Annotated in this window: 17 protein-coding genes and 1 pseudogene; 6 read left to right on the forward strand and 12 right to left on the reverse strand. The window is 46.2% G+C overall.

Translation table 11 applies throughout. The features are described from left to right. Positions 1-128: 128 nt before the first annotated feature. Complete coding sequence (locus BS639_RS22470; protein WP_084984374.1) at positions 129-395, reverse strand: LysR family transcriptional regulator; 267 nt, start codon at positions 393-395, stop codon at positions 129-131. Between the two features lie 372 nt (positions 396-767). On the opposite strand from BS639_RS22470, the gene BS639_RS22475 reads away from it, so the two are divergent. Genes BS639_RS22475 through BS639_RS22485 form a run of 3 tightly spaced genes read left to right on the forward strand, consistent with a single transcriptional unit; the run spans position 768 to position 3,851 of the window. After that, complete coding sequence (locus BS639_RS22475) at positions 768-1,901, forward strand: succinylglutamate desuccinylase/aspartoacylase family protein (RefSeq protein ID WP_084984375.1); 1,134 nt, start codon at positions 768-770, stop codon at positions 1,899-1,901. A 13-nt stretch (positions 1,902-1,914) separates the two neighbouring features. Beyond that, a complete protein-coding gene (locus BS639_RS22480) occupies positions 1,915-2,892 on the forward strand; it encodes a threonine/serine dehydratase (RefSeq protein WP_084984376.1) in 978 nt (325 codons plus the stop codon). Next, the gene (locus BS639_RS22485; RefSeq protein ID WP_084984377.1) at positions 2,889-3,851 is read left to right on the forward strand and encodes an ornithine cyclodeaminase family protein; all 963 of its coding nucleotides are present in this window, start codon (positions 2,889-2,891) and stop codon (positions 3,849-3,851) included. The genes BS639_RS22480 and BS639_RS22485 overlap by 4 nt, the downstream gene beginning before the upstream one ends. 7 nt (positions 3,852-3,858) lie before the next feature. Here BS639_RS22485 and BS639_RS22490 read toward each other — a convergent pair whose 3' ends face one another. The 3 genes and pseudogenes from BS639_RS22490 to BS639_RS22500 all read right to left on the reverse strand — a co-directional run. After that, positions 3,859-4,494 (reverse strand): helix-turn-helix transcriptional regulator, encoded by a 636-nt coding sequence (locus tag BS639_RS22490; protein ID WP_084984378.1) that lies wholly within the window; start codon positions 4,492-4,494, stop codon positions 3,859-3,861. Between the two features lie 129 nt (positions 4,495-4,623). Then, positions 4,624-10,176 (reverse strand): hypothetical protein, encoded by a 5,553-nt coding sequence (locus tag BS639_RS22495; protein WP_084984379.1) that lies wholly within the window; start codon positions 10,174-10,176, stop codon positions 4,624-4,626. 212 nt (positions 10,177-10,388) lie between these two features. Further along, positions 10,389-10,617, reverse strand: a pseudogene (locus BS639_RS22500) (amidohydrolase family protein); the annotation flags it as partial. Positions 10,618-10,680: 63 nt separating this feature from the next. Here BS639_RS22500 and BS639_RS22505 point away from each other — a divergent pair. Together BS639_RS22505 and BS639_RS22510 are read left to right on the forward strand one after the other, a co-directional pair. Beyond that, complete coding sequence (locus tag BS639_RS22505) at positions 10,681-10,908, forward strand: hypothetical protein (RefSeq protein ID WP_084984380.1); 228 nt, start codon at positions 10,681-10,683, stop codon at positions 10,906-10,908. Positions 10,909-11,017: 109 nt separating this feature from the next. After that, positions 11,018-12,757 carry a lysophospholipid acyltransferase family protein gene (locus BS639_RS22510; RefSeq protein WP_055775943.1) on the forward strand — a complete coding sequence of 580 codons (1,740 nt, stop codon included), beginning with the start codon at positions 11,018-11,020 and terminating at the stop codon, positions 12,755-12,757. 12 nt (positions 12,758-12,769) lie between these two features. On the opposite strand, the gene BS639_RS22515 is transcribed toward BS639_RS22510, so the two are convergent. From BS639_RS22515 to BS639_RS22525, 3 genes are all read right to left on the reverse strand, one after another. Continuing rightward, entirely contained in the window at positions 12,770-14,155 is a 1,386-nt protein-coding gene (locus BS639_RS22515) for a PTS transporter subunit EIIC (RefSeq protein WP_055775941.1), read from the reverse strand. Positions 14,156-14,181: 26 nt separating this feature from the next. Then, on the reverse strand, positions 14,182-15,252 hold the full coding sequence (locus BS639_RS22520) for an SIS domain-containing protein (RefSeq protein WP_055775937.1): 1,071 nt from the start codon (positions 15,250-15,252) through the stop codon (positions 14,182-14,184). A 213-nt stretch (positions 15,253-15,465) separates the two neighbouring features. Then, positions 15,466-16,515, reverse strand: a complete 1,050-nt coding sequence (locus BS639_RS22525; protein WP_055775934.1) for a LacI family DNA-binding transcriptional regulator — start codon at positions 16,513-16,515, stop codon at positions 15,466-15,468. A gap of 270 nt (positions 16,516-16,785) precedes the next feature. On the opposite strand from BS639_RS22525, the gene BS639_RS24950 reads away from it, so the two are divergent. Continuing rightward, positions 16,786-16,932: a hypothetical protein gene (locus BS639_RS24950; RefSeq protein WP_158086946.1), complete on the forward strand. Its 147-nt coding sequence runs from the start codon at positions 16,786-16,788 to the stop codon at positions 16,930-16,932. On the opposite strand, the gene BS639_RS22530 is transcribed toward BS639_RS24950, so the two are convergent. From BS639_RS22530 to BS639_RS22550, 5 genes are all read right to left on the reverse strand, one after another. Next, positions 16,929-17,762 carry a Cof-type HAD-IIB family hydrolase gene (locus tag BS639_RS22530; RefSeq protein ID WP_084984381.1) on the reverse strand — a complete coding sequence of 278 codons (834 nt, stop codon included), beginning with the start codon at positions 17,760-17,762 and terminating at the stop codon, positions 16,929-16,931. The genes BS639_RS24950 and BS639_RS22530 overlap by 4 nt on opposite strands. 135 nt (positions 17,763-17,897) lie before the next feature. After that, positions 17,898-18,203: a hypothetical protein gene (locus BS639_RS22535; RefSeq protein ID WP_055775928.1), complete on the reverse strand. Its 306-nt coding sequence runs from the start codon at positions 18,201-18,203 to the stop codon at positions 17,898-17,900. Positions 18,204-18,220: 17 nt separating this feature from the next. Further along, positions 18,221-19,486, reverse strand: coding sequence for a PTS sugar transporter subunit IIC (locus BS639_RS22540; RefSeq protein ID WP_055775925.1), 1,266 nt, complete (start codon positions 19,484-19,486; stop codon positions 18,221-18,223). Between the two features lie 101 nt (positions 19,487-19,587). After that, positions 19,588-19,890: a PTS sugar transporter subunit IIB gene (locus BS639_RS22545; RefSeq protein ID WP_055775922.1), complete on the reverse strand. Its 303-nt coding sequence runs from the start codon at positions 19,888-19,890 to the stop codon at positions 19,588-19,590. Positions 19,891-19,989: 99 nt separating this feature from the next. Beyond that, positions 19,990-20,433 carry a PTS sugar transporter subunit IIA gene (locus BS639_RS22550; RefSeq protein WP_084984382.1) on the reverse strand — a complete coding sequence of 148 codons (444 nt, stop codon included), beginning with the start codon at positions 20,431-20,433 and terminating at the stop codon, positions 19,990-19,992. Between the last annotated feature and the right edge of the window lie 101 nt (positions 20,434-20,534).

The following is a 20,534-nucleotide window of genomic DNA, read 5'->3' on the forward strand; positions in this document are numbered from 1 at the left end:
CAATAAGTAATTGATATTTAATGATTAAATAAATAATTTGCAATATAAGAGTGGGTAGTGGGGATCGGGATGAAAAACCCTGAGCTAGATCTGTTTAACCCAGGGTCCATCTGCCAGGTTAGAATCTTTTAGGTCGATATTTTATCTATCTTTTGTTTTAGACTACATTCAAGTTCCCGCAATTGCAGGGCATGATTATAGAGAAGATGGCCCGTTTCGGTCAGTATAAAAGGTCGTTTGCGAATCAGCAGTTTTCCGCCAATGAGCTTCTCCAATGTGCTAACTCTTATCGATAACGCAGAGGTAGTGATACCTAGTTTTTTCGCTGCTTTTTCAAAATTACCATTTTCAACGATAGCGAGAAAACCATTTACTCCTTTAGGCTCAATAATCATAGATAATCCTTTACTGTGATTCCTTGGAAGAACACCCCACAAACATCATGAAATTATATGGATCAGTAATAACTGATAAATAAAAACGATAGATCCACAACAGCTATTCATTGTGAGCTAAATTGAATAGATAAAAAAACTAGCCGATAGCATAGTTGATTCAAATATACGACAATTATGCTGAACTCAATATATATAGTACAACAACAAACAGTAATATTTAATTTGAAGCGGGTGAAATCAGACTCGATGCCAGAGTCGAACTGCCATTTTAGGTTCACGTTGTCCGCTAAGCGAAAGTAGAAAAAATCCGTTGCGGCATATAGACAATAAGTCTACTGTGGACAATATTTCCATAAAGCTGAGCCAGCCATGTCTGTGATAACTGAAACTACCTATTTACCCAGTTTTGCGCCAGGTACACGCCACCATTTGACTACCCACCGATTCAACGGTGGGCAAGATTCACGGAGTGCCTATATTCAAGCTGGCGTTCACGCGGATGAGCACCCTGGCCTGTTGGTGATTCAACATTTGCTGGGGCGGCTACAGGAGCTTGATAAAGCCGGTCAAATACTGGGCGAAGTGGTGATATGCCCCTTTGCTAATCCCGTGGGTCTGGGTCAAAACATCTTTGGCTATGTCACTGGCCGTTTTAATCTAGCCAATGGTGAAAACTTCAACCGCAACTTTCCGGACATTTCCCCCGCCGTCGAGGAGTTCATAGCCAAAAACGGTGCCGCGCACTTTACCTCTTCCGAGGTGAAGAAAATCTTTACCCAGATGCTGGAGTTGATCCCGGCCGTTGATACGGTAGCAACTAATAAAAAGCTGTTGCTAGAAGAAGCGTTTCGCCACGACATCGTGCTGGACTTACACTGTGATACCTCGGCCGCCCTGCATCTCTACTCAACCCTGCATCAGCAAGAGCGCGCGATACTTCTCGCCGGCTGTATGGGCATTGAAACCGTCTTCCTTGAAGAACAGGCAGGCGGTCAGCCGTTCGATGAAGCTTTTGGTAAGCCTTGGAAGTTATTGATGCAGGCCGGACTGGCCAATCCGCAAGATTGCGGTTTTTCGACCAGCATAGAATTGCGTGGTCAGGCGGACGTCAATGACGAGGTCGCACGCGCCGACGCCGAGGGCATTTTACAATTTCTGGCTCATGAAGGCCTGCTGACCCTGACGCCGCCACTTGCCGAGTTGGCCAACGTTGAAATCTACCCGCTGGAGGGAGCATCGCATTTGCAGTCTCCGGCGATGGGGCTGCTGGTATGGAAAAAGCAGCTCGGTCAATCGGTTAGCATCGGGGAATTAATTGCCGAAATTGTACCGATTGACGCCGCACTGGGTACGCCAAGAGTGCCGGTCTTTAGCGATGTTGACGGAAAAATTATTGTGCAGCCGCTGTTTAAACTGGTCAGGGCCGGACAAAGGGTTGCCCTGCTGGCAGGAAAAACACCGCTCACGCATCGTAAAACCGGCCAACTTTTACAACACTTTTAAACGGAAACTCGCCATGAGCACTCTCGACGATTCACTACAAAGCCTTGCCAGCGCCATTTTGCGGGCGCACCAGTCGCTGCGTCCTCAGGTTGCGGTCACCGCCCTGACCCACAGTGCGCCACTTAGCGCGCAGACCGGCTGTGAAATTTTTTTAAAATGCGAACATCTGCAACACACCGGGTCATTCAAATTTCGTGGAGCCAGCAATAAAATTTTAACGCTCACCGAAGAACAACGTTCAAAAGGCGTGATTACTGCCTCATCAGGCAATCATGGTCAAGCATTAGCGCTGGCCGGGTTGCGCGCCGGCGTTCCGGTCACGGTTTATACCACCACCCACGCTTCCCCGCTGAAGTTGGAAGCCATCAGGGCTTTTGGTGCCAAGGTTATCTCTATTGATACTGACCCGCTCAGCGTCGAGCTAGAAGCCGCAAAACAGGCTCAGTTGCAGAATACGCTGTTTATATCGCCGTATAACGACCCCGATATTATCGCCGGCCAAGGCACGATTGGCGCGGAGCTGGTTGAGCAACTGCCCGATGTCGATGCCGTGTTTATCGCGGTGGGCGGCGGTGGCCTGATTTCTGGCGTTGGCGCCGCGCTGGCCCATTTGAAACCCGGCACGGAGGTAATCGGCTGCTGGCCCGAAAATGCACCTACCCTACAGCGCTCACTGCTGGCCGGTAAAATTATTGAAATGGATGAAGAAGACACGCTGTCTGATGGTACTGCCGGCGGTATTGAGCCAGGCAGTATTACCTTTCCACTGTGCCAAAAAGTGGTCAATAAAACGGTGTTGGTCAGCGAGCAGGAAATTCGTGATGCGATGAAAATGGTCGCTCGCTATGAACGCTGGATGATTGAAGGCGCTGCCGGCGTCGCGCTGGCCGGTGCCATTAAACTCGCCGCAGACTATCAAGGTAAAAAAGTGGCGGTGGTACTTTGCGGAAGAAACATTCTGCTGGAGAAATTTATTGGGGCAATCCAATGAAAATTTATAACCAGACGCAGATCATGGGCGCAATGGATATGAAAGTCGCCGCCAGTCGTATTGCCGAAGGCTTTATTGCCTATTCACAGGGCCGAGTTCAGGTTCCGCCAGTACAAAACTTCACCTTTGAACAAGCCAACGGCGACTGCTGCATTAAATCAGCTTGGGTAGAAGGCAGCAAAACTTTTACCGTCAAAATATCGACGGGTTTCTATGATAATCCCGCCAATGGATTGGCCAGTAATGATGGACTGATGCTGGTACTCTCGGCACAAACCGGCCAGCCGCAGGTGCTATTGCAGGATGAAGGCTGGCTGACCTGTATTCGCACCGCGTTGGCGGGAAGGATAGCGGCAGAGAGGCTGGCACCCTCTGTCATTAGCGGTATCGGTATTATCGGCACCGGCGTGCAGGCGCGCATGCAGCTGGAACAGCTTATGCCGCTGACCGACTGCCGTCGGCTAATAGTCTGGGGTCGCAGTCAGGCAGCGCTCGACGATTATCGTCAATTTGCGCAATCGCTAGGCTTTGAAGTCACCACCACGCAGGACTGTGAACAGGTTGCCCGCAATGCCAATCTGATTGTGACCACCACTCCCTCGCGCCAGGCTCTTTTGCAAAGCGCCTGGATACAGCCTGGGACTCATATCACCGCGGTAGGTGCCGACGGTGGCGGTAAACAGGAGCTTGAGGCAGAACTGGTTGCCCGCGCCGACATTATCGTCGTCGATTCGGTTTATCAGTGCAGTCAGTACGGTGAGGTTTCGCACGCATGCAAACAAGGATTGGTAGCCAGTGAGCGTTTAATAGAGCTTGGAAAGCTGCTATATAGCCAGGCAAAAGGCCGTGAAAACGACCAGCAGATCACGCTAGCAGATTTAACCGGCGTAGCGGTTCAGGATGCGCAAATCTCTGCTTACGCCATGCAAGCCTGTCAGGAGGCATTTCCAGGCGTCTAAACCCCGGTTAACTCAATGACTCTTCGCGCAGGGCCTTCACATATTTATACACTGTGGCCCTGCCCATCGACAGGACGTTCGCCACATAGTCAAACGCACTCCGCCCCTCAAAAGCCCGTTCGTGATAGAGCGCTTCTACCAGTTGGCGCTTGTCTTCACGGCGGAGACTGTTCAAGCCCAAACTATTTTTATTCAGCCAGGCGTGCATAAAGGTGTTAATACGCTCCTGCCAGTCGTCGCGAAAAAGCGCTTCCGGCTGCGGCATAATACGGCTTGATTGAAAAAATAGGTTTAGCGCATCACGTGCCTGCTCCAGCACCGAATAATTGAGGTTAATGCACAGCGCCATCACCGCCTGCCCCTGCTCGTCTCGCAGAATACTGGTGATTGAACGCAGGCGTTGCCCGTCCCAATTCAGTTTCTCATAGGGGCCGATGCTTTGAGCTGCAAACGAGTCACTGGGTAACTCATCTAGCGCAGAGTCATCGCCAATCTTACGTTTGGAGAGATTATTGGCGATGTAGACAACCTGCTGTGCTTTAAGGTCATGTAAAATCACCTCGGCGTGAGGAAAAAGAAGCGTCGCAATACTGTCAGCGATAACCTGATAATTCAAAGGCTGAAATGGGTTTGCGATGCTCATAATCACTCTCTATTTTTGGCTAGACCCGTTGATAATACAGTAATAAAGATTGCGCCAACATCTCTAACTGCACAAGCTGGGTGCATAAGTCTGCTACCGGCTTAATGTTAATTGTCATGCCGATAATAATTAAAGATCTTCAACACCGGTCTCTATTTCTTCAAACTCGTTTAGCAGCAAGCGGTAGGATTTTTCTTGGGCGCTCTCAATGCGTTGGTCAATTTGTTCTTTGGTCTTCTTTGAGTATTTAGTAGACAGAGCCTCCATTTCCTTGTGGTTACCCGCCCCCACAAAAATATATCTATTGTGACTTCCCTTGAGCAAGCCGGCCCTTGCGTTGGATTTACCTCTATGCTTACCCTTAGTGCTTCGCGTGTTTTTGGGTTTGAGGACAATAGTATAAAAACGAGATTCTTTATTTTCTCGAGTATAGGGATGGAGATTTAATTCACTTGCTCTACTGTTGGAAAGGAACATTTGCATCCCCTCTTCAAGACCCCAATCTTTGTCGTAGTCTTTTTTTAAGCTTTGCCAGTCAGTTTCAATATAAAGACTCAACTTTTCCTTATCTTTGATTGGCTTTCTCTCCACGTTGCTAGCCAATACTGATTCTGTTGCAGACATTGACTCCTCGGTAATGCTGTTGCGTTGTGATCTTTTTTTATTTTTACCCTCGAAATCACTGGTGCTAGTTGTTGAATTACTGAGGTTTTCATCTTTAAATTGAGGTTCGTAGTAAACTGAAGACTGACTTTTCCCGAAAATGTCGTCCAGACGTTTTGATAACTTCTCTGCCTCAACAGTATTCTGTGTTTTTATTACATTTAGCATACCTTGCAAGGCGTTATCTTTCATGGGTGCTAAAGAAGAAAGCACCCCATTATCGCGGAGTGTCTCACATTGTTTTAAAATAAAATCCATAAGTTCAATAAGCTCTAATGATTTTCCTTGCGTTAAGAAGTTTAATATAGAGCCGAACGATCTAACCAGTGTATGATTAATTGCGTTAGACTTTAATGCAAGTCCCTCACCTACAGCTAAAATGCATCGTTTAATGAATTCTGGAGAGGGTTTGTCCCCTATATCCTGATCAAACTTAAGCATGCTATGCTGCCTGGCGGGTTTGGCTTCGAAAAAGTTCTCTGGATTAAATAACCAATCAATATTTACGCTGTTAGGTATTGATTCCTGGAACGCCCCCTTAAATACCAGCCAGGTAATGTCTTGCGCCAGAATAAATCTAATTAATTCTTTACGGTTCGGCCCCTCAGCGGGGTTTGATAAACTCGAAGATTGTATTTCCCTCTTAATATGCTCAATAAAAACGCCATACCCCGCGAGTTTAGGTGGAATATTGATAACTATATTCCCAAAAACTTTAAGCAGTTCATCCAGATTATTACGTCTTGCCATCATCTGATAAACCTCATGCATTAATTGGTTCCTAATGAACTCTACGCCATCATTATTTTTCTTGGCGCATGACGTTTGAATAACTTTAGAGATAATGGACAGATAGAGGTGATCGTTAATATCCCCTTTTATTAACCTATCGTTAAGCAAGGTAAACGGTGCTTTCATCTCAATGAATTTATCGATTGAGGCAAAGTTACTCACAACATTTTCCAGCAACTTTTCAGCGTTTTTCAAACCACCGGAGTTGAATAAATTAATCTGTAGGGAAAGTATAGCCTCAAACAAACTCTTATTATTTTCGGCGGATTTCTTGTCTGTTTTTGAGTTTTCACGCCCTTCTACCAATAAGTGTTGCAAACGCACGTTAAGCTCGGAGACTTTTGATTTATTGATATTCACATCAAAACTTTCATTAGCCTTAATAATATCAGCAATAAAATTCACTTTGTTTTTATTGGCGGCATAATCTATCAGCATGCGGGAAAAAATTGCATCGCATTCTTTGTGAGTAAAAATATACTCTTCAATATAGCGGCATTTCCCTATCCAGTTGTTAGCTTTTTGCATTGATAAAAAAACAGGCGACTTGTCTTTAGACTCTGGCCCCGTTAAATATTTCACCTTGTCATCAATGCGTCCAAGGCCATTGCCTATTATCAAGCATTTGTTCTCACCTATCGATGTTAATTTCACATCATTATATATATTCCAATATTCTAAAATTAAATCCAGCGCCTCTTTATCATTCGCTCTATAGATAGAAGGAATAAGCGATTTAGCCATCACCCCCGACACCATAAGCAAGGCTAACGCCTGAGTACCGCTGTCTCTTTGCACGTGTTTTTGGAAAAACCTCTTAAAAATTGCTCTACCGTTTTCAGATGAAATACGCGAGTTGGCAAAAATAATAAGATAAAGCGTCGCCAGTGCTGCATTACCGTCGCGTCCGTGTTCATCAATTATTGTCTCAAATTTACTGACAACATCAACAGCCCAATTACGTGGGTATTGAAAGGCCCCCATCATTGCAAATAATAATACCTTATCTTTTATGGATATATTTTGAGGGAATTGTATTATCGGGCATATCGATCTATCAAGTAAATAGTCTCTAATTCTGGGATAAGCTTGAGTTTTAAAACGCTGGCCGGGATAGGTAAACATGGGCAAAAGAGGTTCCAAAACATCCACATGGTATTTCATGCTCCGATTTGAATTATTCAAAGCAGTCGTTACACGATTACAAGCAATGATAAGTATAGTATGCAAATCCAACTGTGCATTGCCCTGACTGTCTATTTCTTTATACATGTTTTTAGCCACTATCATAAAAAGGGGATAGGCACTTATGTTTATTTTTTGGAAATGATCAGTAACCTGTACAATAAATGACTTCAATGCGTTATCTTCACTATCTTTATAAAGGATGAAAATAGTTGCTAAAAAGCACGCTAAATCGTCAATGCTATCCTCACTGTCTTTTATGGCGTGCAATAGCTTCGTTGCAATAACCTTAAACCAGGCAACCGGCGGATTTCCTATTCTTTGTAACACAGGGCTAATTAAAGAAGTGGTCCTGGCTGGAGATTCTTTTATTTTTTCAGCCAAAAGTCTAAAAAACTCACTTCTTATAACCGTTTTTCCACAAAGTTTAGTTGATAACTTTTGGAAGATATTACTACAATACAATAAGTCATCTTTTCTAGTAGTTTTATTCTTCAAATAGAGAAGATTCAAAAATTTACTGGCCTCGGCGCTAAAATCCTCCATTGTTGACATGATAACCTGATACATTTCCCGCTCATTCTGCACGGCATACAGATCTCGCGGTATAAATTTCAACGCTGCCACATTAGATTTATCGGTGTTCAGCATCGTGAGCGTTTTCATTGCCGTTTTTCTTGCCTCTATTTTTTCGTCGCGACTCTCAAAGTAAAGCACTAAACCGTCAGATATGGACTTGGGATCTGAATTTATTAGGTATGAAAGTCTCCCCTGTAAATGAACTCTGGTAATTTTATTATTTTTATCCACATAAAAAATGGGTACTGAAATAGCACATGAGAGCATCCGATAAAAATCACCAGCGCCAAGAGCTTTAATATTCTTTAAATGAATAGCGGTCAGCTCACCTGTTTTATTAGACGGTAATACTTGCGCCTGGCAGGCCGCAATAGCGGGTCGTGAAAGCGTGGACTGCGCAGACGTTAAAGGGGGACGGCTCGTCGAGGCTACTGCAGGAGTGAGAGGTGTCGCCTGAGGCAAACTCTCCCGACCCGTATTTTCTTTGCGGCGGGCCATATATACCTCATTATTTTTAAATTCCTGACTTATTTGCGCAACGTCGAGCTTCAAAGAGCTCTCTAATGTCGGTCTGAGCATCACTGCGTTCGCGGACTTGACGGCATCATTGACCTGAGTCGAAGTGATTTTATTTTTTAACCGGTCGGCCTGATGATGAGAAGCGGCTCCCAGTGTCGGCGCAACGGAAAAGGAATGCTGGCTGAGCTCGGTGTGCCGAGTAGGAGGCTGGTTGAGTTGTCGACTTACCTGCTCAATAAGTAAAGCCTGAAGATTTGAAGAGGAGGCAAATTGCGGGAATTTCTCAAAATCGTGTTGAACAACGCCGATTATCTTTCGGTTTTTCTCCTGCGAAACAGTAACTTTCCTTAATACATGACCATCAACCTTCGGTGCATTTTTATAAGGAATGGCCTGTGATAATGTCTCTATCCGCATGTTTAAAAAACCACGTCTTTTTGTTATTTCAGCAGCGAGGGCATATTCACTGTGCTTAACTGCGTTAATGACATCCTTTCGCGATAAATGCACGGCATAGCGTGACAAGTCGACTATTTTTTCGTCACAAGTGACGTGGTGATTCACCGCTCCGCCCTCATTCATTCCTACTGCCCTGATATTTTTCTCACCACTTTCTTCAACAATGATGGCCACTTTCTGATTGCGCCACTCATCCTCTATGACTATCTCAGCCAGTAATACTTCTTTATGCCATTGATTTTCTAGTGCTTCACTGTCTTTCAACCCTCTGTACTGCGCATCCTGCGCCGCCGAATAGGCTCTTGCCTGAGTATCTTGATACGCCTTCTGCGCACTATTTATTTCATAAAAATACTGATTTATTCGATGAATATTTTCTAATGCACACTCCTCGGTATTCCTGCGATTACACCTTGTCACGCTTTTTTCAAGCATGTTTTGTAGTGTATTAAAATCCCTGTTTACTTCCTCCATTTGCGCCGTTGTTCGTAACGCGTTAATGGTTTCTCGCAGCTCAGCGTTGAAACGGCACTCTTTTAAAACATTTTCAATTAGCGACAATTCGTCGGGCGTAGAAAACGCCTGCACAGCCTTGAAATATTGCTCTGAGAGGGAAAAATGAGGGTTTAGCAATAGTCGCAATAAGTGCCTGACCTTAACGCAGCGGTCAACCTGCTGGTCGAGATTTCGCTGTGCTACCTCAACATTTTCTATCAAAGACAGACGCTCTAGCATGGGTCGCAAACGCGCTTTGTCCCGTGCAGTACAGGCCTGGTTCCTGATTTCATGCAATTCGATAATTAAAGTCTTGTCTGCCTCGGGGACGGATAGCAGTACACGGGCCGTTTCATCAAGCACCTTTGAAACGTTTTTTGAGTGGGAATACAGCGAGTTTTGCTCAGAGGACAATAGTGCGGCTTTGGTCATTAAGTTAACCTGCCCAAGCAGCGAGTCCAATCGAGTGTTTAAGCCTTTAAAGAATTGTTCAGCCGCGATGCGACTACGCTCGACTTTGCATTTTAAAGAGAAAATCTTCTCTTTAATCTCTCTACTCAGTAATGCACCGTCGAACTTCTCATAGCCGCTAAGCGCATCGCTGATACTCCTAGTGTATTTACTCAACGCCTCTACATATTCTACATTTTGACCAATGCGGATATTCCTAACATCCTCTTCTGTACAATCTATGTGCTCACGCTGAGAGGGAAACTCAGCACACGCAGCGGAGGTTGAGAAAGGTGTTGGTGTTAATGGCAAAAAGGAGGGGCAATCAGGCAAAGAGGGGGGAGGTAAAGGGTTAATACGTTCTGGACTTGCCTCTCGACTAAAAATTCCGCCCCCTCCGGGAGATAAAGAGCGCATTTCAAGCTTACCGCCGGAGGTAACCGCCCGAAGTGAAGAAATAACGCTACCGCACCTTGTTTCCTGCACTCTCACGACATCGTTGCGTGGGCTTGTATTGGGGATACTCTCGTTTACATTCATGATATTTCTCCGGCGTATGTTAGCTCATTGTCTTATTGAACCAACTTAAGCTTCTCGCAGTTATCGCTCTCTTCGGCGACCGGAAATAAAAAACGACCTCCTGTTTAGGAAGCCGTTAAGTTCTAGAACTGATTTGAATCAGAAAACGCGGTCAGAAGGCAAAACACGAGCAGCCGACGCAGCGTAAGCTGTTTTTTCTCATGCACCTCAGGGATAAATGCGCGGTCGTAAAGATGAAGAATAAAGACTGACGTGTCGGGCGCGGCGACGTTGATTTCATCGAGAGTCGGCAGCAACTCGCCCCCACTGAAGCGAAGGTGTTCTCAGCGCTGGCTATTTGAGCATTCTTAACGCATCGGCCAGCGAAGTCACACCTTCCCAAAGCAGCTCGAGATTGAAGTTGAGGCCGCCGCTGATCAGGTGCAAGTGTGAATCATTCAGAACTCATCAAAGCATAGCACTGGCGGCGACCTGCGCATTCTCGATCGCCAGAAGATCCTCACCGTGCATGATTTTAAAAGTAAAATGGGTGCCGCTGGGCTGTGGCTATCTGCCGAGATATTTGGCCCAACCTTATTTGAAATCGGGCGTACTGGTCGAAATAGTGCCGAATGCCATCAGGACATGACCTATCTAGCATGGAATGAAAACGCCAGCGGTAACGCGGCCAAATGGTGGATTGAACATCTCAAGGAATTCGACGGTTTCGCCAATCTTTACTCACGCCTCTAATCATTGGCACGACGTGACTGACGCAGAATTCCCCATACCGTCACTACGCTGAAATAAAATCGTCATTGTTATGTCCTATGGTCGAGATAACTCAACCGGAGGACATTCTATGTTCAGCATGGACAACGTACTTCAGGACCTTGCGCCGCAGCGTAAAACGCCTTTATGGCAGCTTAATTTGTTGAAACAGCTGTTTCGGGAAAAAGAGTTTCAGCAACTGGCTGAAACAAATCGTCATCTTAAGGGCGTGGATATGGTCGAGCAAATCCTCGACTACTTCCACATTCGCTGTGAACTCTCCGCCCGCTGTCTTGAACAAATTCCCAGCTATGGTCCGGTGGTGATCGTTGCGAATCACCCGATAGGCACAATTGAAGGGCTTGCACTGCTGAGCGCGGTGGCTTCAGTGCGCGGCGACGCGAAAGTGGTGGCTAACCGCCTGCTCTCACAGGTGGAGTCGTTGAGCAGCCTGATGATCCCGGTCGACAACATGAGCAATCGCACCGGCCGTGCGCAGGTGATGATGATGCAAGAGCACCTTGAAAATCAGGGCGTGCTTATCGTGTTCCCCGCCGGAGAAGTGTCACGCGTAACATCAAAAGGCGTTCGCGATGGACGCTGGCACACCGGTTTTGTGCGACTGGCGGCTAAAACGCGTGCCGCGATTGTGCCGGTGCACATTAGCGGCAGCAACAGCGCGCTGTTTTACTTAAGTTCGATGATTTATAAACCGATTGCCACCCTGCTGCTGGTAAACGAAATGTTTGGCCACCGCGGCAGTACGCTTAAGTTACAAATTGGCGCACGTATCCCTTACGACAGCTGGCACGACGGGCATTCTCGGGCTAAAGACCTGGCGGCGCGTTTTCGTAAACACGTATATCGACTAGGGCAGGGAAAGCCCGGACTGTTTCGCACCGAATCGGCCATCGCCCGCGCGGAGGATCGCGCCGTGCTCAAGCATGCGCTGGAAGCTAGCGAAGTCTTGGGAAAAACGCCTGACGGCAAGCTGATTTATCTTTATCGCCGCCACGGCGAAGACTATGTGCCCATTTTGCGCGAGCTGGGTCGTCTGCGTGAAATCGCCTTCCGCGCGGTGGGTGAAGGCAGCGGCCGTCGTCGTGACCTCGACAGCTTTGATGACGACTATTATCACCTGGTGCTTTGGGATCCACAGGCGCTTGAAATAGTCGGCGCTTATCGCTTTATTCCCACCGCCGAACAGCTGGAAAAAGGCGGGATCAACGCTATTTATAGTCAAAGCCTGTTTAACTACGGCCATCAAATGGACCCGATTCTGGCGCAGGGTATTGAGCTGGGCCGCAGCTTTATTCAACCTGCCTACTGGGGGAAACGCGGCCTGGACTACCTGTGGCTCGGCATTGGCGCCTATCTGGCCAAGTACCCGCAGTACCGCTATCTGTTTGGCCCAGTTTCAATTTCTGGAGGTTTACCTCTGGTTGCCCGTGACCTGCTGATTGCGTTCTATCGCCTCTATTTTGCTCCGTCTCTACCGCTGGCAACGTCGCGCCAACCCTATCCTGCGTCTTTGCCGGAGGTATTGGCACAATTTAGCGGCGACAATTATCAGCAAGATTTACAGTGTCTGAAACGTCTGTTGGCGAATTTGGGTTGCAGTATTCCACCGCTTTATAAACAGTATTCAGAACTTTGCGAAACAGGTGGCGTACAGTTTATCGATTTCGGTTGCGATCCCGCCTTTAATCACTGTATCGATGGATTGGTGCTGGTTGATTTGTCGGTGCTCAAACCGTCCAAATACGAACGTTATATCGCGGTGCACCACCCACAGCCTCAAGCTGAGGGAGTAAGTGGTGCGTTGAGCTAAAACATTCCTTTATCACTTTGGCTGCGTTAACTGCGTGGCCAAAGACCTTTTCATCAACGTTTTACCGTAAACGACCGTCAGTATCGCCGGCACGCTAAAGGCCACAGCGATGGCGATAACTTCGTAAATCATTTTTGATTCAGGCCCACTAAACAAACCTAATTCAAAGACATTTAGCACCGGTAGGAAGCTGTATGTTTTAACCCGCAGCAGCCCGGTAATCGCCCCGCCCAATGATGCCCCAATACAGCCAAAAATAAACAGCATGCGGTACTTAAGCGTAACGCCATACAACGCAGGTTCTGTTATCCCGAAGAAAGCAGAGATTGAAGCAGAAATAGCAATTTGTTTATCTTTCGCATTTCGTGCAATAAATATTGCCCCAAATACCGCGCCAAACTGCCCCATAACCGCCGACATAAACATGGCCATGATTGTGTCGTAGCCGTGAACCTGGATATTAACCAGCGCCAGGGGAATAATGCCCCAGTGAACGCCAAAGACGACAAACAGTTGACCTATCCCGGCCAGCAACGCGCCAGAGAGTACCGGACTCAGTTCATATAACCAGATATAAGCATTAGCAATACCGATACCGATATAATCTGCCACGGGTCCGATGAAGGTGAACACCACAAAACCGGTGATAATCAACGATAGACACGGCACAAAAACCAGTGCAGCGACTTCCGGGATCACCTTCTTCAAATACCGCTCAACGTAGCTTAGAAATAACACGGCGAAGATCGCCGGGATCACCGCACCGCCGTAGATTTTAAGACTGAGCGTCAGTCCGAATAGGCTCATAGTGCTCGGCATTGAAGGGTCTGTTAGCGGAAAGACCATCGCGGCAGTAAGCGCAAGGGCAATGTATCGATTAGTCTTGAACTTTTCTGCCGCAGTAATGGCAATAAATAAGGGTAAAAAGGTGAAGACGCCGCTCGCTAGCATATTAAATACGGTGAAAATATAGGTATCTGTCGCCACCCAGTGCATGGTTTGCAACAACACCACGATGCCTTTGACAACCCCAACGCCCGCCAATACTCCAATATAGGGCGTAAAAATGGCCGAGATATTGGATAGGAATCGATTAAACAGGGACATTTTCTCCGTTGCCCCAGGAAGTGGATCTGTCAACGCAGCAGGATTTTGCAGAGCAGTCATTGCGGTAAAGACCTTTTCGACCTGAGGGCCAATAACAATTTGAAATTGGCTAGAGGTGTTAACAATTTTAATAACGCCCTGTAATTCGCTGAGAACCTGTTCATCAACAATGGCCACATTTTTAAGGGTAAAACGCAGTCTCGTCGCACAGTGAGTGACATGCTCTATATTTGAATAACCACCAATATGTTTAATGATATCACTGGCTAATACCTGAAAGTTAATCGCCATGTTACTTCCTTAATTTTAAGTATTATTTAATTAAAGTCACCTGGTCTCGTTTTACTTTTTACTGAAACACCAAAATCGGTATAAATACGCGTCGGCAAATCATTTCCTTTTGCTTCGGCAATATGGTGTGCCAAGATCTGGAATGGAATAACCATCACCAGCGGCGCAATATATTCATTCACATCAATGTTGATGGCCAGTGTTCTTGGGTCTTCACTTTTCCCCAGTTTCACCGTATAGATAAAAGGCGTACATTTTTTTTCATATTCTCTCAGCAGCACCAAGCGCTCTTGTCCAACGCTTTCGGTCTCAAGAAAGAAAATACGGTGTTGCGGATTGACCTCAAAATAAGGCCCATGCATAAAGGTTTCTAACTCCACCCCTTGTGAGGGTGCACGCACCGTTTCTGCAAACTTTGTTTCCATCTCTTTGCAAACGCCCACTGCCGGGCCATAGCCAATCGAAGTGAAACGCTGGCCTGCATTGAGTTCCTGCTGCCACGCCTGATAGAAAGCTTCAGTGTTGTCAATCAGCGCAGGAATGGCGTTAATCGCGCGTGCAAACATCGCCAACTCAGCGGCTTCCTGCTCCAGTGTGATAAAACCATCGGCGCGGGCACTGCGTAAACCCAACAGCATCAGGGTTAAAATCGTCGCAACGTAGCCTTTAGTGACGTAGCCTACACGCTCTTCACCGATGTGAATATCGACGGCGAGATCCACCGTATTTGCCAGTTCACTGCCCATTTTGCTGGTTAAACCTAGCGTCGTTACTGTGGCGGACTTTTTCAAATTCTTAATTGCGTTGATTGTCGACGTGCTTTCTCCGCTTTGAGAAACGCCAATGATTAAATCAATCATTGGATTATGTTTTTCAAAAAATTGATAGTGAAAGGGTTCCTCAATACTGACGCGAGCTTGACCAATATTTTCAATATAATATTTTGCGCTTTTGGCTGCGTTGAAACTTGAACCCGTTGCAAGAATAAGCCACGTTTTTTTGTCTTTTATGACCGGTAGTGTGTTTGGATAATTAGCTAAAATATTAGCCAATATCTCTTTCTCTTCATTAATATACGTCATCATCGTAGGCTTCATTATGTTCTCCAGATTTTTGAATTCCATTTACGTCCTCAACAAACCTGAAAACGTTTTCAGGTTTGATAGTATGCAGCCAGATGAAGAAGATCAATGCGATCCTTGAGTAAATAATGGAAGTGTGAGCAAGTTGGCAAAATAAGGCCAAAGGGCCTAGGATGAGTTTTATCTTAATATTTAATAATAATTAACTTAACGGCCTTAAAATATAAACTAGCAAGATTCCCCTTCGAGAAATAAAGGGGGGATGGTTATTAGTTCATTGTTGGGTGTAGATGACTGCATTAACGCGATCATAGTCGCTATCACTGCCTGACCTAGACGATTGTTTTGATGGTCTGCCGTGGTGATCCTCGGAATAAAATACTCACTGCCGGGAAAATATTCACAGCTGGCCACGGCGATGTTATCTTCAGGCACCGAGACATGGTTGTCTTTCAAAGCACGGATCACTCCCATCGCAACCCGATCGTTAATCGCCAAAATCGCATCCGGCATCGCCGCATCCCGGCCTAAAAGATGCTCAATGGCCTGATAGCCGTGCTCGATATAGAAGTCATTTAGAATAACAAACTCGGGGTGAATCGGCAGGCGAGCCTCTTGCAAATGCGCATAAAAAGCGCCAACGCGTTGTTGAGTAACATAAACTTTTTCAGAGCCACCGATGAAAGCAATGTTTTTATAACCTCTGTCGATCAGTCGCTGCGTCACCATACGTACGCAGTGGGTTTGATCGCGCGTAATACACGAATAGGCCAACTGAGGTATCTCTCTGCCGACCACGACCGTTGGGATCTGTTCAGTTAGTTTTTTCAGCGCCGAAAGATAATCCGTTGGAATATCAACATAATCGATATCCCCTCCCAAAATAATTGCCCCATCTAATTGACTGTTCATGATTGAATTAAAGATAGCCACATCAACGTTTGGCTGGGAAGAGTCTGGCATTTTCCGCGCAGACTGGGTGTCAAAGAGGATAATTTTATAACCGTTTTTTAAACATGCTTGCTCAATTTGCGCGACTAAAGTGACAAAATAAGGATTGGTAATATCAGAAACGACCACCGCCAGCGTGTCACTTTTTTTAGATATCATGCCACGCGCCACCAGATTGGGGCTAAAACTGTACTCAGCGATCACCTTCTGTACTTTGGCCTTAGTTTTATCAGAAACCCAGCTGTTGTTGTTGAGTACGCGTGAAACAGTGGTAATTGATACGCCTGCAATCTCTGCAATATCCTTAATCGTGATATTTTTCTTCATTATTTTCCCTTAATGACGCTCGATGAATCCCTCGATGCACACGTTTTCGGCTACTCATCCTTTTGATCCAAGTCCCTGGAATTACTGCCCGTATCACGACTCGACGGATGAAAGATTGACAGTATAAAGAGGAATATTACATTAAGAAAAGAAAGACATTATGCTGGCTCAAGATAGGTTATGCTCGTGTCGAGTGTACTTGAATGTCTCTCAGTTCATTGGCGTATGGGGTTCCCATGCATTGTTCGCCTGTTTTACGCTGGAATTTCAATGAAAGTGACTATCCTTGTTGTTTGTCTTTTTCTGCTCAGCGGCTGTGGTGCCGGTGCCGCTGAATCAATATTTAGAATTATCCCGAACAGCAACAATGTTTGCCCACACGGTAACGACGTCTTCACCAACCAGTGTCACGGTTAAACGTTAAACGGCGCTTCACCCGCCAGTACGTTGTCGATGATTTTCAACACGCCTTCTTCATTATTAGAAACGGTTGAATAACTCGCTGCTGCTTTGGCAGCGGGCATCGCATTGGCCATCGCAAAACCATACCCGGCCTGTTTCAGCATTTCTACGTCATTACCACCGTCACCGAAGGTGACAACCTCGCTGTCATCAATGCCCCAGATTTCTTGCAGCATCCGCAGCCCATTGGCTTTGTGGCGGCCTGGAATAATCAGGTCAGCCGAACCATGTCCGCTGGAGACCGGCGTGATGATGTGACCCAAAGCCTTATCAAGCGAGGTCATAAAGTTTGCCAGGTGATGGTCATCAATATTGGTCGCGAACTTAAAAATAGTGTCGTCAATTTCTTGATAATTCTCTATTTTCTTCAATCTATGGTAATAATTTTGCATCTTTTGATAAAACGCATCCGGCTGCGACGCCAAAATGTAGGCGCTGTCTTTGCCGCAGATTACCGTGTTCAAACCCGGCGTATTATCAATAAACTCAAGGATCTTCGCCACTGACTCGGCGCTGAGTGAAGCAACGGACAGATCTTGACCTTCCTTAACGATATAGCCACCGTTTTCCGCCACAAAGGCGATTTCAGAGGCGATTTCAGGGAAGAACGACTTTAGTTGGTAGTACTGGTTTCCGCTGGCTACGACAAACTTGATGCCCTGTTGCTTGAGCTGCTGATACTGAGAAAGGAATTTTGCCTTATTGTATTTTTTTTGGTCATCCAGAAATGTGCCATCCATATCTACAGCAATTAATTTCACTGATGCTAACTTTTTACCCGACATAAGCCCTCTCGCTACGTTCAAAATATAACCACCATCATAAAAGCTATCGGTGAAAGATTAAAGAAAAAGACCAGCAACGCGAGGTCACTGGCCTTAATTATTCTTAAAAAAACCTGATTTTTTGACTGGGCTTCCTTAAAAACCGTAGCGGATGGCGTCTTTACTTTTTTGCATCAGTCCGTCGATTTTATTTGAGTAAAGCTCAAGTCCATTACCGTCTCCCGCATGTGAGCACTCACGACGTTTGGCGTTATAGGCCTTCATCAGTTGCGCCTGAGCAAAGCCAGGCTTGCCGTAACATTCCATGCTTTTTTCCCAGCAGGCAATCGCAGTATCGATATCCTGCTGTTCCGCATAACTTTTACCCAATTCATTCAGCGCGTTGGCGCAATCGGCGGGCGCCAGGTTTTGTGCCAGAATGGCGTCGATTGCAGTAGTCATATCAGCCCCCGTTTAACCTAGTGAAAGAAGTTAAGAATGTGACCAAATACCAGCCCGACGCTGATGACGTCCGAGTCGCTGAAGGTCACGTTTGAAAAACCGAATTTACCGAGCAGCGGCAGCAGCAGCGCGGGCAGCAGAGTAATGAACAGTCCGTGGAAGATGCCACCAATAATGGCTCCTCGGCGTCCGCCAACGGCATTACCAAAGATACCCGCAGTGCCTCCGGCAAAGAAGTTGGTCAACATGCCGGGTAAAATCATTGCTAACCCAATACTTGGGAACAGGAACATGCCGATGACCGAACCAATGGTGGTTGAGATAAAGCCGATGATGACCGCGTTGGGTGCATAGGGGAAAAGCACCGGGCAGTCGAGGGCAGGAATCGCATTAGGCACGATGCGCAGTGCAATACCGCGAAATGCGGGCACGATTTCGGCTAACAACAGGCGAACCCCGGCCAAAAGCACATAAACGCCGACCACAAACTGAATCGACTGCAGGAAGGCATAGACCATATAGTTCACACTGTTGGCGAACGGTGCAATCACCTCAGGGCCAGCAACGGCGGCTGGGATCAGGTAAATAGGGATCATCACTACCATCATCGACAGGTAGGTATCCTGCAGGAACGACAGCGCCGGCGGCAGCTCAAGATCTTCCGTGCTTTTGCTTACGTCGCCGGTCAATTTTGCTACACCGGCCTGAATGATGTAGCCAATGGTGCAGAAGTGGCCGAGGGCGAAATCGTCCGAGCCCGTAATTTTGCGTACAATCGGCTGCGCCAGCACCGGCATACCTACCGCCATGACACCGGCAATTACGCCACCAATCAGGATCAGTTCAGTGCCGCGCAGGCCGCCCATATACCCAATAACCGAACAGACAGTTGCCATCCATAATGATGCTTGGCCTGTCAGGAAAATATATTTATAGCGGGTAAAACGTGCGATAAGAATATTAACAATAAATGCCAACACCATAATCAGCGCGGTTTCTCGTCCTAACGTTTGTTGGGCAATGCCGGCAATTGATCCCACGTCGGTAACAATACCGCGCATGTGGAAACCCTTTTGGAAAATTTCACCCAAAAAGGTTAGGGTTGCGACAATAATACTGGCACCCGAAAGCAGCACCAAAAAACCGAGAAGGGTTTTCAACGTGCCGGTAATAACCTGTCCTGGGCTTTTCTTTAATGCAATAAGCCCGATCATAGCAATCAGGGATATTAAAATAGACGCCTGGCCCAGTACGTCATTGACGATAAAGTGAAGGAAAGACATATCAAGTCCCCTGTAGAGTTCACGGTGATCGAGCTATTGAGTAAGATGTTTTTATTAAATAATTTTAAGATTATGACTTCAGACTATGTTGTCTGATTTTACTAATGCGCCATTAGCCCCATATCTTGCAATACAGGTGTGAGCTTCTCTTTTATTTCATTTTTATCGACCAGGCGTTTTAAATAGATAATGGTTGCACTGATATTATAATGAGCGAACTGAGATCTGAAGTTTTCGCCAGTAAAGATAATATCCGCACGCGTTGAGGTGGCGCTTGAAATATCACAATGAGCTAGCTCAGCGTCAATCCCTAAATCTTTCAACGCCGCTTCAATGCTCATTTCACAGGCAAAACTGCTGCCCAGACCCGCACCACAAACCGCCAGAATTGATAACTTTTTCATAGGTGTTCCTTTGTTTGCCGTCATTCACAAGACATACTTCGGATAACCCCAATGGCATTATGCCAAAGGGATTCATGATGTTAACCGACTCTTTCACGCTCAGTACTGACTGATGGCCTGCAAAACATCTTCTTTGCTTTGGCATCCTCTTAATTTTTGCACCACCGCATCGTCACAAAAAAGATGTGAGAGGCTGGCGATCATTTCAATATGTGAATTGCTGTCTATTGCTGCCAGAGCGAAGATGATATAAACCGGATCGTTATCTTCGCTGTAAAACTCAACTCCATTCTGTACAATAACCAGTGACAGCGCGGTGCGAATAACCCCCTCTTCCGGTCTGGCGTGCGGCATAGCAATACCTTCCCCCAGTACATAATAAGGACCAATCTCTCTGTGCATATCGTAAATAGCCTGGAGATAACGAGCCTCAACCGCACCAACATCTATTAACGGCTGCACTGCCAATGCCACAGCACTCTGCCAATTGTCTGCGTGCTCAATAATATTAATATTACTTTCGTTAATCCAGTCAGTTAACATATTACCTCTTCAAGAGTTTTCGCCTAACGTGCATTGTTTCTAAAGCATCAATTTATAAACCGTTAGGTTATAGATTCTTACTTTATAAAAGTATACTTATC

The sequence above is a fragment of the Rouxiella silvae genome, assembly GCF_002093625.1.
Lineage (GTDB): Bacteria > Pseudomonadota > Gammaproteobacteria > Enterobacterales > Enterobacteriaceae > Rouxiella > Rouxiella silvae.

What these genes read in the sequence shown, in the direction of transcription:
- BS639_RS22480 (WP_084984376.1), top strand. Translation starts at nt 1,915, where the DNA reads ATGAGCACTCTCGACGATTCACTACAAAGCCTTGCCAGCGCCATTTTG.
- BS639_RS22545 (WP_055775922.1), bottom strand. Translation starts at nt 19,890, where the DNA reads ATGAAAAAGTTATCAATTCTGGCGGTTTGTGGTGCGGGTCTGGGCAGC.
- BS639_RS22540 (WP_055775925.1), bottom strand. Translation starts at nt 19,486, where the DNA reads ATGTCTTTCCTTCACTTTATCGTCAATGACGTACTGGGCCAGGCGTCT.
- BS639_RS22475 (WP_084984375.1), top strand. Translation starts at nt 768, where the DNA reads ATGTCTGTGATAACTGAAACTACCTATTTACCCAGTTTTGCGCCAGGT.
- BS639_RS22550 (WP_084984382.1), bottom strand. Translation starts at nt 20,433, where the DNA reads ATGTTAACTGACTGGATTAACGAAAGTAATATTAATATTATTGAGCAC.
- BS639_RS22510 (WP_055775943.1), top strand. Translation starts at nt 11,018, where the DNA reads ATGTTCAGCATGGACAACGTACTTCAGGACCTTGCGCCGCAGCGTAAA.
- BS639_RS22470 (WP_084984374.1), bottom strand. Translation starts at nt 395, where the DNA reads ATGATTATTGAGCCTAAAGGAGTAAATGGTTTTCTCGCTATCGTTGAA.
- BS639_RS22535 (WP_055775928.1), bottom strand. Translation starts at nt 18,203, where the DNA reads ATGACTACTGCAATCGACGCCATTCTGGCACAAAACCTGGCGCCCGCC.
- BS639_RS22520 (WP_055775937.1), bottom strand. Translation starts at nt 15,252, where the DNA reads ATGAAGCCTACGATGATGACGTATATTAATGAAGAGAAAGAGATATTG.
- BS639_RS22530 (WP_084984381.1), bottom strand. Translation starts at nt 17,762, where the DNA reads ATGTCGGGTAAAAAGTTAGCATCAGTGAAATTAATTGCTGTAGATATG.
- BS639_RS22515 (WP_055775941.1), bottom strand. Translation starts at nt 14,155, where the DNA reads ATGGCGATTAACTTTCAGGTATTAGCCAGTGATATCATTAAACATATT.
- BS639_RS22525 (WP_055775934.1), bottom strand. Translation starts at nt 16,515, where the DNA reads ATGAAGAAAAATATCACGATTAAGGATATTGCAGAGATTGCAGGCGTA.
- BS639_RS22495 (WP_084984379.1), bottom strand. Translation starts at nt 10,176, where the DNA reads ATGAATGTAAACGAGAGTATCCCCAATACAAGCCCACGCAACGATGTC.
- BS639_RS24950 (WP_158086946.1), top strand. Translation starts at nt 16,786, where the DNA reads ATGAAAGTGACTATCCTTGTTGTTTGTCTTTTTCTGCTCAGCGGCTGT.
- BS639_RS22490 (WP_084984378.1), bottom strand. Translation starts at nt 4,494, where the DNA reads ATGAGCATCGCAAACCCATTTCAGCCTTTGAATTATCAGGTTATCGCT.
- BS639_RS22485 (WP_084984377.1), top strand. Translation starts at nt 2,889, where the DNA reads ATGAAAATTTATAACCAGACGCAGATCATGGGCGCAATGGATATGAAA.